The following is a 12,574-nucleotide window of genomic DNA, read 5'->3' on the forward strand; positions in this document are numbered from 1 at the left end:
TCCAGATGCCTGGAGCCTCCCCCGTGCGGTGAGCCGCCGCATCCTCAGGGACGTGGCGGCTGCTCCGTACGGGTGACGGCGGGTTTGAGTCCGGGGGTGCGCTGCCGCCCGGGGCTCAGACCCGGTCGACGAGGTCCGCGATCGAGTCCACGACCTGGGAGGGCCGGTACGGGAAGTCCTCGACCTGTTCGGGCCGGGTCAGGCCGGTGAGCACCAGGAACGTCTGCATCCCGGCCTCGATGCCGGCCAGGACGTCGGTGTCCATCCGGTCGCCGATCATCGCGCTGGTCTCGGAGTGCGCCCCGATGGCGTTCAGCCCGGTCCGCATCATCAGCGGGTTCGGCTTGCCCGCGAAGTACGGCTTCTTGCCGGTCGCCTGGGTGATCAGCGCGGCCACGGCGCCGGTCGCGGGCAGCGGGCCCTCGGTGGAGGGGCCCGTCTCGTCGGGGTTGGTGCAGATGAACCGGGCGCCGCCGAGAATGAGCCGCACCGCCTTCGTCATGGCCTCGAAGGAATACGTGCGGGTCTCGCCGAGGACGACGTAGTCCGGCTCGTGGTCGGTCAGGATGTAGCCGATGTCGTGCAGCGCGGTGGTCAGGCCGGCCTCGCCGATGACGTACGCCGAGCCGCCCGGCCGCTGGTCGTCCAGGAACTGGGCGGTGGCCAGGGCCGAGGTCCAGATCGACTCGATCGGCACCTCCAGGCCCATGCGGCGCAGCCGGGCGTGCAGGTCGCGCGGGGTGTACATCGAGTTGTTGGTGAGGACCAGGAAGGGTTTCCCGGACTCGCGCAGCTTCTTCAGGAAGGCGTCGGCTCCGGGGATCGGTACGCCCTCGTGGATGAGCACACCGTCCATGTCGGTGAGCCACGACTCGATGGGCTTTCGGTCTGCCATGTGCGGGATCTCCTGCCGTACGCGGTCCAGCGTGCGACCCAGCCTAAACAGTGGCGGGATCTTGCGGAATGGCCCGCGTGCGGCGTCCCGACTGGCGGGACGGCCTGCTCAGCGGCGGCGGCGTACGACCAGCAGCACCCCGCCCCCGGCGAGCAGCAGGGCCGCGGCGGCCGCGGCGACCTGTGTTCCGGTTCCCGTCCGGGCCAGTTCCTCCGCGAAGGGGAACCGGTCCTCGCGGGGCGGGACGGAGGCGTCGGAGTCGGGGCGGGGTTCGGTACCGGTGTCCGTGTCCGTGTCGGTGTCCGTGTCCGTGTCCGTGTCGGTGTCGGTGGCCGGCTCACCGGCGTCGATGCCGAAGCGGTAGTCGTTCGACTGCCCGACCCAGTCGCCGTCGTCGTCGTGCCGTTGCACCACCGCGGCGTTGGCCGTGACGTCGTTGGGCACGGCGTCCGAGGTGAGCGTGAGCCGCACCTTCACGGTGACGGTTCCGCCCGGTCCGACGGTGAACCCGGCGAAGCGGTCCTCCTCGTCGGCGAACGCCCCGACGAGTTCGTCCTCGCCGGTCTTCTCGAACCGCACGGGATGGGCCCGCGCCCCCTCGAAGAACTCGAGACGCGGCTGGGACGGTTCCAGGGCCCGCTTGTCGTCGACGAGCACGACGACGGGGTGGATGCCGGTGCAGGTCCGGTCGGTCGTGTTGGTCAGGTCGACGTACCAGGTCCCGAACCCGCCACCGGCCGTGTAGGAGTCCGGGCCGCCGTGGATGCGGGTGGTGAGCGGGAAGGTGTGGTCGTCGGGCGCGGCGCAGGCGGGCACCGGGGCGTCCGCGTGCGCCGGACGAGCACCGGGCAGCAGGACGGCAGCCGCCGCTGCCGCCGCCAGGCAGAGGTGAGCGGGCGTGCAGAGTCGCATGATGATGTGACATTCCGACCGACGGCACTCGGCAGACGACACCACCGCGAACCGCCCCCGAACGGCGGCACGGATCCGCCCGGTCGGCGGACACGCCGCCTAGCGGCGCCCCAGGGCCTTCGCGCGCGAGTGGGCCCACACGGCCAGGCAGGCGCCGACCGCGGTGAGGACCGCGTACGTCAGCAGCAGCGGGACGAACCCGCCGGGCAGCCCTCCCAGCAGGCCCCGCTTGTCGTCGATGACGAGCCGGGCGAGCCCCTGAACGCACACCGCCAGCAACAGCATGCCGAGAACCTGCAGGACGTCGTATTTCACGGGCTTCCTTTCCGCGAGGAGTGACGTTACGAACGTATCAACGGGAGAGTGCGTTTCGGCTTGGAATCATGCCTCAACCCCGCCTTTACGTCACACTTTCTCAACGCGCTAAAGTGAAGCGGTGCGTGACGAAAAGATGCGGACGTGCCCGGTGTGCAGCATGGCCCTGGCCCGTCCGAGCCGCGGCCGTCCGCCCGTCTACTGCTCGCGGAGCTGCCAGGCCCGGGCCTACCGCCGACGCCGGCAGCCACTGCCCGAACCGGGCACGCCGCCCGCGTCCCGGCCTACGGACGTCCGGGCGCGGCAGCGACGCCGGATCGCCGAGGCGGTGTGGCGGATCGCGGCCGGGCAGGGCCTGGACGCGGCGAGCATGCGCAGGATCGCGCTGGAGGCGGGGGTGTCGCTGCGGGTCGTGCAGTACCACTTCGACTCCAAGCACGCCCTCCTGGTCGACGCGCTGCGCCTGCTGCACGAGGAGAACGAGCGGCTGGCCCGGGGGCGCATTCCGTACGACATGACAGACCCGCGCCGGCTGCTGCGGGCGGTGCTGGACGAGTTCCTGCCGCTGGACGAGCAACGCACCTTCGCGCTGCGCGTGTTCACGGCGTACTACGCGCGCAGCCTGACCGATCCCGCGCTCGCGGCGGTCTTCCTGGCGGCCGAGCAGCCGCTCGAAGGGCTCGTCGCGGACATCATCGGGGCCGGCGAGGCGGCGGGGAGCACAGCCCCGGGCATCGACCGGGCGCACGAGGCCGACCTCCTGGTGTCGGGGGCCGTCGGGCTGGGCCTGGACGTCGTGCACGAACGCCGGTCCCTCGCGGGCGTACGGACCGTGCTGGACTACCACCTGGCCAGGATCTTCCCCGCTGCGGCCACCGAGACCGCCAGGGCCGCCGGGACCACGGCGCCCGGACCTCGGCCGTTGCCGTCCGGACACCCGCCGGACGCCGGCTGACCAGGCCCACCGCCTGCGTCCCCGCCTCAACCGCTCCCCGCCCGAACACCGGCCCGGGCACGAGATGGGCCGCCCTCCTGAGCAGGCCCACCACCCTGCGGGCCCGCCTCAACCGCTCCCCGCCCGAACACCGGCCCGGGCACGAGATGGGCCGCCCTCCTGAGCAGGCCCACACCCCGCGGGCCCGCCTCAGCCGCTCCCCGCCCGGGTATGAGCTGAGCCGCCCTCCTGAGCAGGCCCACACCCTGCGGGCCCGCCTCAGCCGCTTCCCGCGCGGGCGCGAGCTGAGCCGCCCTCACGACCCCGCATCCCCGTCTCACCCACCCCCACGCCCGAACACCGGCCCCAGCACCAGTTGCGCCGCGCCCACCGCCACCACCCGGCCGCCCCCCGGCGCGACGCGTACCGGCACCGCGTCCTGGCCCGTCCGCCGGGCCCGGGCCTCCAGGACCGTGCCGACCCCGTTCGCGAAGGCGTCCGGCGCCGCCGTCACCGTCCGGCCGCCCAGCAGGACGACGTCGATGTCGAGCAGCTCCACCAGGTTCGCCGCCCCGGCCCCCAGGACCCGCGCCGCCTCCTCCAGATCGCCGCGCTCCACCGCACCGAGGCACAGGGCCTCGACGCAGCCCCGGTTCCCGCAGGTGCACGGCGGCCCGTCGAGCTGGATCACCTGGTGGCCGAACTCCCCGGCCCCGGTCCTGGCACCCCGGTGCACGCCGCCGCCGATCACCAGCCCGGCTCCCAGCCCCGTCCCCAGGTGCAGATAGGCGAAGGAGCCGCCCTCGCCCCCGGCGGCCAGGCCGAGCGCCGCCGCGTTGGTGTCCTTGTCGACCACGACCGGCACCCCGAGCCGTTGCGCCAGCGCCTCCCGCAGCGGGAAGCCGTCCCACTCGGGGAATCCGGTCACCCGGTGCAGCACACCCCGGGCATGGTCGAGCGGCCCGGGCAGCGCGACACCCGCCCCCAGCAGGGCGCTGCCGAGCCCGGCCACCGACTCCCGCACCGCTCCCGTCACCGCCGCCAGCACGGCCTCCGCCCCGGCTCCCAGATCCAGCGCGGCCTGCCGCTCCCCCACCACGGTCCCGCGCAGATCGACGAGCACGGCCCGCACCTCGTCCCGGTCCAGATGGACCCCGACCGCGTGCCCGGCCTCCGGCACCAGCCGCAGCACCGTGCGCGGCTTGCCCCCGGTCGACGCCCGGCGGCCCGCCTCCGCCGCCAGACCGTCCTCCCGCAGCCGGCCCGTGATCTTGCTGACGGCCTGCGGGGTGAGCCCGGTCCGCTCGGCGAGTTCGAGGCGGCTGATGCCCTCGTCCCCGGCCGCCCGCAGCAGGTCGAGCACCAATGCGGTGTTGTGGCTGCGCAGGGCGAGCAGGTTCACTCCGCCGCCCCCTGCCCCAGCCGTCCCGGCCCCTCCCGGCCCGCGCATGCCGCTCACTCCGCCCGTACGGTCGTCCGCCCTGTTCACGCCACCCATTGTCCCCGGCGCTTGCACTTTGGCAACAGCGTTGCGAAAGTGGGTGGCATGACTGGCACACCCCTCGGCACAGCCTCCGGCTCACCCCTCCGCGTCGGCCTCGTCGGCTACGGCCTCGCCGGCTCCGTCTTCCACGCCCCTCTGATCGCCGCCACGGAGGGCCTCGCCCTCGACACGGTGGTCACCTCGAACCCGGAACGGCAGCAGCAGGCCCGGGCCGAGTTCCCGGACGTCCGCCTCGCCGCCACCCCGGACGAGCTGTTCGGCCGGGCCGACGAGCTGGACCTGATCGTCGTGGCGTCCCCGAACAAGACGCACGTGCCGCTCGCGACGACCGCGCTGAAGGCCGGCCTTCCCGTCGTGGTCGACAAGCCGGTCGCGGGCACCGCCGCCGAGGCCCGCGAGCTGGCAGCCCTCGCCGAGGAGCGGGAACTGCTCCTCTCCGTCTTCCAGAACCGCCGCTGGGACAACGACTTCCTCACCCTGCGCAAGCTGCTGGACGAGGGCGAGTTGGGCGACGTCCTGCGCTTCGAGTCCCGCTTCGAGCGCTGGCGTCCGAAGCCGAAGGGCGGCTGGCGGGAGTCCGGCGACCCCGCAGAGATCGGAGGTCTGCTCTACGACCTCGGCAGCCATGTCGTCGACCAGGCCCTGGCCCTCTTCGGCCCGGCGGCCTCCGTCTACGCGGAGACGGACATCCGCCGCCCGGGCGCCGAGACGGACGACGACACGTTCATCGCGCTCACCCACACCAACGGCGTCCGCTCCCACCTCTACGTCTCCGCGACGACCGCCCAACTCGGCCCCCGCTTCCGCGTCCTGGGCTCCACCGCCGGCTACGTGAAGTACGGACTCGACCCCCAGGAGGCGGCGCTCCGGGACGGACTGCGCCCCGGCCCGGACTGGGGCGTGGAACCCGAGTCGCTGTGGGGCCGCGTGGGCTCCGGCGAGTCCCCGCTCACCGGTGGCGGCCGCCCCGAACCCACCCTCCCGGGCGACTACCCCGCTTACTATGCGGCCGTGGCGAAGGCCCTGCTGGAGGGCGCCCCCAACCCGGTGACCGCGCGGGAGGCGGCCGCCGCCCTGGACGTACTGGAGGCCGCCCGTCGTTCGGCCCGCGAGAAGGTGACGGTGACGCTGTGACCCACAAGAGCAACCCCTCCCACAGCCAGGGGCTCACCCCGAAGTTCCACCCCGAGCTCACCCCGAGCCTGGAGGAGCTGGAGAAGCAGGAACGCCTCCTGGTGTTCCGCCAGTTCACCCATGACGACGCCTGGGCGCTCGGCTCGCTCCTCGTCGAGCTGGCCCGGGAGCGGCAGGCCCCGGTCGCCATCGACATCCACCGCTCGGGCCAGCAGCTCTTCCACGCGGCGCTGCCCGGCTCCAGCCCGGACAACGACGCCTGGATCGCCCGCAAGCGCCGGGTGGTCGAGCGCTACGGCTCCGCCTCCTACCTGGTCGGGGCCCGCTTCCGCGCCAAGGGCAGCACGTTCGAGGAGTCCTCGCGCCTCGACCCCGACACCTACGCGGCCCACGGCGGCTCCTTCCCGATCACCGTCGAGGGCGTGGGCGTGATCGGCGCGGTGACGGTGTCCGGACTGCCGCAACTCCAGGACCACCGGCTCGTGGTGGAGGCGCTGGAGCGGTTCCTGAACCGGTAGGCCGCGCCGGAATCATCACCGGCTCCCTCCGGTTGGCACCCGCGTACGCGTGATCAAGCGCGGCGCCCCAACCGGAGGGAACCCGAAGCGATGACCACCCCCCTGAAGGAGACCGTCGGCCGGTACGGCATCTGGAGCGTAGGCCTGCGCTCGGAGGACCCGGACCGGCGCGGCGAACTGGCCGAGGCCGCCGCCGAACTGGAGGAACTCGGCTACGGCGCCGTGTGGCTGGGCGGCAACAGCTCCGCCGCCAACGCCGCCCCGCTGATCGAGGCGACCTCGAAGCTCACGGTCGGCACCAGCATCCAGAGCATCTGGCAGCACGAGCCGGACACCGCCGCCACGGCCTTCGCGGAGCTGGAGTCGGCCCACCCCGGGCGGTTCCTGCTGGGCCTCGGAGTGAGTCACGCCAAGCGGGTGGAGCAGTACGCCCGCCCCTACTCGGCCCTGGTCGGCCACCTCGACGGCCTGGACGCCGCCGGAGTACCGGCGGACCGCCGCCTCCTGGCCGCCCTGGGCCCGAAGTCGCTCCGGCTGGCCCGTGACCGGGCGGCCGGCTCGATCCCGTACCTGGTCACTCCGGAGCACACCGCGCACGCCCGCGAGATCCTGGGCGAGGCCCCGCTGCTGGCCCCGGAACTGGGCGTCATCCCGGAGACGGACCCCGCCCGCGCCCGCGCCGTGGCCCGGGAGTTCCTGGAGATCTACCTGCCGCTGGCGAACTACACCAACAACTTCCTGCGGCACGGCTTCACCGAGGACGACCTGAAGGACGGCGGCAGCGACCGCCTGGTCGACGCCCTGTTCGCCTGGGGCGACAACACGGCGATCCGCGGCAAGATCGACGCCTTCTTCGAGGCGGGCGCGGACCACGTGGCCCTCCAGGTCCTGACCGGCGAGCCGCGGGACGGCCTCCCGAGGAAGGCGTGGCGCGACCTGGCTTCCGCACTGGCGTGACGGGAGCGCGCCCCAAGGGGCGCGGGGAACTGCGCGACCAGCCACGGACCGCCCGCAGCCGAAAATCGTCCGCAGTCCCCCGCCCCTCCCAGCGGAGCGCCTACGCGTCCTTGAACTCCTGCCGCTGCCGCCCGAGCCCCTCGATCTCCAGCTCCACGACGTCCCCGGCCCGCAGGAACGGCTTGGGCTCGGGCGCCCCCAGGGCGACCCCCGCCGGTGTCCCCGTGTTGATGACATCACCGGGGTACAGCGTCATGAACTGGCTGAGATACCGCACGACCTCCCCCACCGGGAAGATCTGCTCGGCCGTCGTCCCGTCCTGCTTCAACTCCCCGTTGACCCACAGCTTCAGGGACAGGTCCTGCGGATCGCGCACCTCGTCCGCGCTCACCAGCCACGGCCCCAGCGGATTGAACGTCTCGCAGTTCTTCCCCTTGTCCCAGGTCCCGCCCCGCTCGATCTGGAACTCCCGCTCCGACACGTCGTGCGCCACGGCGTACCCGGCGACATGCGCGAGCCCTTCCTCCGCGGACCCGAGATACCTGGCCGTACGCCCGATGACGACGGCCAGCTCGACCTCCCAGTCGGTCTTGAGGGACCGCCGCGGTACGAGGACCGTGTCGTTCGGCCCGACCACGGTGTCCGGTGCCTTCATGAAGACGACCGGCTCGGCGGGCGGTTCCGCACCGGTCTCGCGGGCATGGTCGTGGTAGTTCAGCCCGATGCAGACGATCTTGCCGATCCGCCCGAGCGGCGGCCCGACCCGCAGCCCGGTGGCGTCCAGTACGGGCAGGTCACCGGCGTCGGCGGCGGCCCGGACCCGGCCGAGGGCCTCCTCGTCGGCGAGCAGCGCGCCGTCGATGTCCGGGACGAGACCCGACAGGTCCCGCAGGGTCCCGTCGGCGTCGAGCAGAGCGGGCCGCTCCGACCCCGCCGTACCGACTCGCAGCAGCTTCATGATCAGTCTCCCTCGATCGCGGGCGCCCGACCGATACGCGCGACCCGGTTGCGGCGGGGCAGCCATCGGAGGACTGGTCGATCCTCCAAGCTGGAAGTGCACTCCGCAATACCCCGTTCACGTACTGGACCCCGACCGCCCGGTCACCGGTACAGCGCGGCCCGCTCGACGACACTCCACGTCGTGCTGGTCACCACGTACAGGGCGGCGGCCAGCGGTACGACGGCCACGGTGACGAGCGTGAAGAACGACATGAACGGCATCACCCTGGTCACCGCCCCCAGCCCGGGCACCTGCTCCCCGGCACCGGCCTGGGCGGCCGGGTTCGCGGCCATCATGCGCTTGCTGAGCCGGTAGCTGAAGGCGGCGACGCATCCGACGACCACGAACAGCCCCGCGTAGACGAGGCCCGCCCCACCGAGGACACCGCCCTGGAGCGCGTCCGCCCACCGCTCCCCCAGCGGCGCCGCGAACAACCGGTGAGCGAGCAGCGCGTTGGCCTCGCCGCCGATCGTGTCGCTGGAGAACAGGTGGTAGAGCAGGAAGAAGGCGGGCGCCTGGAGCAGTCCGGGCAGACAGCCGGCCAGCGGCGACACCTTCTCCTCGGCGTGCAGTTCCAGCACGGCCTTCTGGAGCTTCTCGGGGTTCTTCCCGTGCTTCCTCCGCAGCTCGGCGATCTTCGGCTGGAGCGCGGTCCGGGCCTTCTGGCCGCGCGCGGCGGCCCGGGAGAGGGGGTGGACGAGGAGTCGTACGAGCGCGGTGAACAGGACGATCGCCGCGGCGGCCGCCGAGGCGCCGAACAGCGGCTGGAGCAGGTCGGCAAGGTGCTCGACCAGGTTGGCGAAGACGGACATGAGTGAGCCCTCCGGGGGTCTCGTCGTGCCGGAACAGGTCATGGCGGCATGACGACCCGCGCGGGGTCACTTCAGGTGTGGAGGTGCCCCTACGCGACGGTCGCCCGGAGGGCGTGGCCGGGTGCTCGGGGACGGGTACGCCCCCGGGCGTCGGGATCGCGTTGCGGCAGGAAGGCCGTACGCCGGTCCCGGTCGCGGATGGCCGTCCGCACGCGGGTACGCGGCACGGCGGGCGCGCAGCGCGAGGCGACGAGGGCGCAGAGCGCCAGGGCGGACGAGGCCGCGGCGGTCGCGGCGAGGGCGACGGTGGCGGAGAGGCTGCCGGTGTCGAGCAGCGCCACCCCGGCGAACAGGAAGAGCAGCGCGAGAGCGGGACGCAGAGTCGCCCAGCTCCGGTTCATGAGCTGCCCCTCCTCTCATACGTGTGCATGCCCTGCCGTTCGTTATACAGGATCACTCCCTCCCACGGGTCCGCGACTTCGTACACGGGTTTGAGGAAGGTTCGTCAGAACTCTCGACAACCCACCCGCCACACCCGATGCTTCTCGTCACCCGACAACGGGACACCCCTGCGACGCCGGGCCGGGGACCGGCGTGCGCCCTCATCTCCCTTACGGAGGAGCCGTGATCCGACGCAGAAGTCTGCTGGCCGCAGCAGGCGGAACGTTCCTCGGCAGCGCCCTGGCGACGGGCACCGCGCGCGCGGACGCCACCATCGCCGTCAACCCGTCGACGACGTACGGCACCTGGGAGGGCTGGGGCACCTCCCTCGCCTGGTGGGCCAACGTCTTCGGCGCCCGGGACGACTTCGCCGATCTGTTCTTCACCACCAAGTCCGTGACGTACAACGGCCGTTCCCTGCCCGGCCTGGGCCTCAACATCGCCCGCTACAACCTCGGCGCGTGCAGCTGGAACAGCGTCGGCGGCGAGACGATGGTCAAGTCGCCCAACATCCCCGCCTTCAAGCAGATCGAGGGCTTCTGGCAGGACTGGAACAACGAGGACCCCACCTCCTCGGCGTGGAAGTGGACGGCGGACGCCAACCAGCGCGCGATGCTGGTGAAGGCGACGCAGCGGGGCGCGATCACCGAACTGTTCGCCAACTCCCCGATGTGGTGGATGTGCGGCAACCACAACCCCTCGGGCGCGTCGGGCGGCGGCAACAACCTCCAGACCTGGAACTACCGCCAGCACGCCTCCCACCTGGCGGCGACGGCCCTGTACGCGAAGAACAACTGGGGCGTGAACTTCGCGACCGTCGACCCCTTCAACGAGCCGGCCTCCACCTGGTGGACCGCGACCGGCACCCAGGAGGGCTGCCACATGGACCCGGCGGTCCAGGCGGCCGTCCTCCCCTACATGCGCAGCGAACTGGACAAACGCGGCCTCACGAGCCTCCGCATCGCCGCCTCGGACGAGACGAACTACGACACGGCCCGCTCCACGTGGTCGTCCTTCAACTCGACGACCAAGGGTCTGGTCTCCCAGGTCAACGTGCACGGCTACCAGGGCTCGGGCGGCCGCCGCGACCTCCTCTACACGGACGTCGTCACCACCTCCCGCAAGAAACTGTGGAACTCCGAGACGGGCGACAGCGACGGCACCGGCCTGACCATGGCCTCGAACCTCTGCCTGGACTTCCGCTGGCTGCACCCCACGGCCTGGTGCTACTGGCAGGTCATGGACCCGTCGACGGGCTGGGCGATGATCGCCTACGACGCGAACACCCTCCAGCCGACCACCGTCCAGACCAAGCACTACGTGATGGCCCAGTTCAGCCGCCACATCCGCCCCGGCATGACGATCCTGGACACGGGCGTGGGCTACGCGGTGGCGGCGTACGACGCGACGGCCCGCCGCCTGGTGATCGTCGCGGTCAACACCGCGACATCGGCCCAGACCCTCACCTTCGACCTCTCCCGCTTCTCGACGGTGACGGGCGGCTCAGGGGGCCTGGTCCCCCGCTGGAACACGGTCACGACAGGCGGCAGCGACCTCTACACGGCCCGCTCGGACATCCGCCTCTCCGGCAAGTCCGTCAGCGTCCCATTCGCGGCGAAGTCGGTCCAAACCCTGCACATCGACGGCGTGACGCTGTAAATCGGCGGCGGTCGGCGGTTCGGGGCGAACCGTGAAACCTGGGTGGCGAGCGTGGGAAGTCGGGAGGCCGGGTGGTCTGGCCTGCGCATCTCTCACGCTCGTCACCTCCCGGCAGTACGGTGTCCCCCATGCGCCCCGACACGCCTGCCGAAAACGTCGACCACACCGCCGAGGCGGCACGCCTGGAGCGGACCGCCGGCCTGTATCCCGAGGACGCCGAGGCCCTGCTGCTGCGGGCAGCGGCCCACCTGGAACTCTCCGGCGACCGCCCCACCGCGACCACGCTCTACGACCGCCTGCTCTCCTCCCCCGACGGCCTGGAGAACCCCCACCTGGTACGGGCGCTCAAGGCCTCCAACCTCTGGGAGTACGGCCACGAGGCCGAGGCCCGCGCGATCATCGAGGGCGTCCGGGTGGCGTCCCCCGAGGACCCGGCCCCCTGGGTGATCGTCGCGGAGTCCCTGGAATCCCACGACGAACTGGAAGCGGCCCACGAGACGTTCACGGAGGCCGTGCACCGCCTCCTGACGGACGTCCCGGAGCCCCCCTACGCCACTCACCCGCTCCTCTTCGGCCGCCACCGCGTACGGCGCATGCTCGGCAAGTCCCACGACGAGTGGGACGCCCTGGCGGACTCGGTCCACTCCCTCCCGATCACCCTGGACGAACTCCACGACCCCAAGCGCGTCTGGTCCCTGGGCTCGGAGAACCCCGCGGAACTGGAAGCGGAGATCCTCCGCCTCCGAGCGGAACTGGGCGCCTACCGAGAGGCCCTCTCCCGCCCCTTCCCGGTGGCGGTCCTGCACTGGCCGGCGGGCGAGCTCACGGAACTCCTCGATGCGTATCCGTCTCTGTCGACGGAGTACCCGTCCCACGCCGACCACCTCTCCTCGATAGAGCAGTCCCTCCGCGAGCTCTCCGCCTCCGGCACCCCGAACCTGGGCATCGTCACCGGCACGGTCCCGTCCTACGAGGCCTTCGCAGCCTCGGAGGGCTCACCCCCGGACGACACGACGCTCCTGCCGCAGTACGCGACGACACTGGCGGCCCGGGGGCGGGCGGTTGCCTGGCCGCCGCAGCGGGGGGCGGGGTGCTGGTGTGGGTCGGGGCAGCCGTATGGGGAGTGCCACGGCTCAGCCGCATAACCGACCAGTGCACGAGCGCCCCCATCCCACAGAACAGGGCGAGGCCTTCGGCCCATGGCTGGGGAACCAGCTGCGCCGAGCAGGTATGACGCAGACAGACTTGGCCGACCGAGCCGGAGTGCCTCGCGCCGCCGTGGCAGCGTGGATCACCGGCCGCGCGGAACCTGATGCGGAAACCTTGGCCCGAGTCGCGTCCATCATGGCCACGCCATGCGCGGAGTGACGCCCACGGCCGCCCTGACATGCCGGCACACCACGGGACGGGCCGCCACCCACCGGCCGCACGCCGCTAAGCGAACCCGGCGTGCGCAAAACCGCTGACGCGCCCACCACCGCCGAGCTCTGGGA

The 12,574-nt window shown here is 72.3% G+C and carries 14 protein-coding genes; 7 read left to right on the forward strand and 7 right to left on the reverse strand.

From position 1 onward, the window contains the following. Positions 1-115: 115 nt before the first annotated feature. The 3 genes from ACFY9E_RS11475 to ACFY9E_RS11485 all read right to left on the reverse strand — a co-directional run bounded on the left by ACFY9E_RS11475 (position 116) and on the right by ACFY9E_RS11485 (position 2,122). The gene (locus tag ACFY9E_RS11475; protein ID WP_386494901.1) at positions 116-895 is read right to left on the reverse strand and encodes an HAD-IIA family hydrolase; all 780 of its coding nucleotides are present in this window, start codon (positions 893-895) and stop codon (positions 116-118) included. A gap of 108 nt (positions 896-1,003) precedes the next feature. After that, complete coding sequence (locus ACFY9E_RS11480; RefSeq protein WP_390981669.1) at positions 1,004-1,807, reverse strand: LPXTG cell wall anchor domain-containing protein; 804 nt, start codon at positions 1,805-1,807, stop codon at positions 1,004-1,006. Positions 1,808-1,906: 99 nt separating this feature from the next. Then, positions 1,907-2,122 carry a hypothetical protein gene (locus ACFY9E_RS11485; protein WP_390981671.1) on the reverse strand — a complete coding sequence of 72 codons (216 nt, stop codon included), beginning with the start codon at positions 2,120-2,122 and terminating at the stop codon, positions 1,907-1,909. Positions 2,123-2,243: 121 nt separating this feature from the next. Between ACFY9E_RS11485 and ACFY9E_RS11490 the strand changes: the two genes are divergently transcribed. Beyond that, complete coding sequence (locus ACFY9E_RS11490) at positions 2,244-3,077, forward strand: TetR family transcriptional regulator C-terminal domain-containing protein (RefSeq protein WP_390981673.1); 834 nt, start codon at positions 2,244-2,246, stop codon at positions 3,075-3,077. 316 nt (positions 3,078-3,393) lie between these two features. On the opposite strand, the gene ACFY9E_RS11495 is transcribed toward ACFY9E_RS11490, so the two are convergent. Beyond that, positions 3,394-4,506 (reverse strand): ROK family protein, encoded by a 1,113-nt coding sequence (locus ACFY9E_RS11495; RefSeq protein WP_390982075.1) that lies wholly within the window; start codon positions 4,504-4,506, stop codon positions 3,394-3,396. Between the two features lie 96 nt (positions 4,507-4,602). Here ACFY9E_RS11495 and ACFY9E_RS11500 point away from each other — a divergent pair, with 96 nt between their 5' ends. The 3 genes from ACFY9E_RS11500 (at position 4,603) to ACFY9E_RS11510 (ending at position 7,169) form a co-directional block, all read left to right on the forward strand. Then, positions 4,603-5,694 carry a Gfo/Idh/MocA family oxidoreductase gene (locus ACFY9E_RS11500; RefSeq protein ID WP_390981675.1) on the forward strand — a complete coding sequence of 364 codons (1,092 nt, stop codon included), beginning with the start codon at positions 4,603-4,605 and terminating at the stop codon, positions 5,692-5,694. Then, a complete protein-coding gene (locus tag ACFY9E_RS11505) occupies positions 5,691-6,212 on the forward strand; it encodes a heme-degrading domain-containing protein (protein ID WP_390981677.1) in 522 nt (173 codons plus the stop codon). The genes ACFY9E_RS11500 and ACFY9E_RS11505 overlap by 4 nt, the downstream gene beginning before the upstream one ends. 90 nt (positions 6,213-6,302) lie before the next feature. Then, positions 6,303-7,169, forward strand: a complete 867-nt coding sequence (locus tag ACFY9E_RS11510; protein ID WP_390981679.1) for a TIGR03620 family F420-dependent LLM class oxidoreductase — start codon at positions 6,303-6,305, stop codon at positions 7,167-7,169. 100 nt (positions 7,170-7,269) lie between these two features. Here ACFY9E_RS11510 and ACFY9E_RS11515 read toward each other — a convergent pair whose 3' ends face one another. From ACFY9E_RS11515 to ACFY9E_RS11525, 3 genes are all read right to left on the reverse strand, one after another. After that, entirely contained in the window at positions 7,270-8,127 is an 858-nt protein-coding gene (locus ACFY9E_RS11515) for a fumarylacetoacetate hydrolase family protein (RefSeq protein WP_390981681.1), read from the reverse strand. 143 nt (positions 8,128-8,270) lie between these two features. Beyond that, entirely contained in the window at positions 8,271-8,981 is a 711-nt protein-coding gene (locus tag ACFY9E_RS11520) for a membrane protein insertase YidC (protein ID WP_390981683.1), read from the reverse strand. 89 nt (positions 8,982-9,070) lie between these two features. Next, a complete protein-coding gene (locus ACFY9E_RS11525; protein WP_390981685.1) occupies positions 9,071-9,382 on the reverse strand; it encodes a DUF6412 domain-containing protein in 312 nt (103 codons plus the stop codon). A gap of 223 nt (positions 9,383-9,605) precedes the next feature. Between ACFY9E_RS11525 and ACFY9E_RS11530 the strand changes: the two genes are divergently transcribed. From ACFY9E_RS11530 to ACFY9E_RS11540, 3 genes are all read left to right on the forward strand, one after another. Beyond that, positions 9,606-11,081 (forward strand): beta-1,6-galactanase, encoded by a 1,476-nt coding sequence (locus ACFY9E_RS11530; RefSeq protein WP_390981687.1) that lies wholly within the window; start codon positions 9,606-9,608, stop codon positions 11,079-11,081. 128 nt (positions 11,082-11,209) lie between these two features. Further along, a complete protein-coding gene (locus ACFY9E_RS11535; protein ID WP_390981689.1) occupies positions 11,210-12,226 on the forward strand; it encodes an SEC-C metal-binding domain-containing protein in 1,017 nt (338 codons plus the stop codon). Further along, positions 12,198-12,449: a helix-turn-helix domain-containing protein gene (locus ACFY9E_RS11540; RefSeq protein WP_390981691.1), complete on the forward strand. Its 252-nt coding sequence runs from the start codon at positions 12,198-12,200 to the stop codon at positions 12,447-12,449. Before ACFY9E_RS11535 ends, ACFY9E_RS11540 begins: the two co-directional genes overlap by 29 nt. Positions 12,450-12,574 lie beyond the last annotated feature (125 nt).

This window comes from Streptomyces sp. NPDC012466, from assembly GCF_042955215.1.
GTDB lineage: Bacteria > Actinomycetota > Actinomycetes > Streptomycetales > Streptomycetaceae > Streptomyces.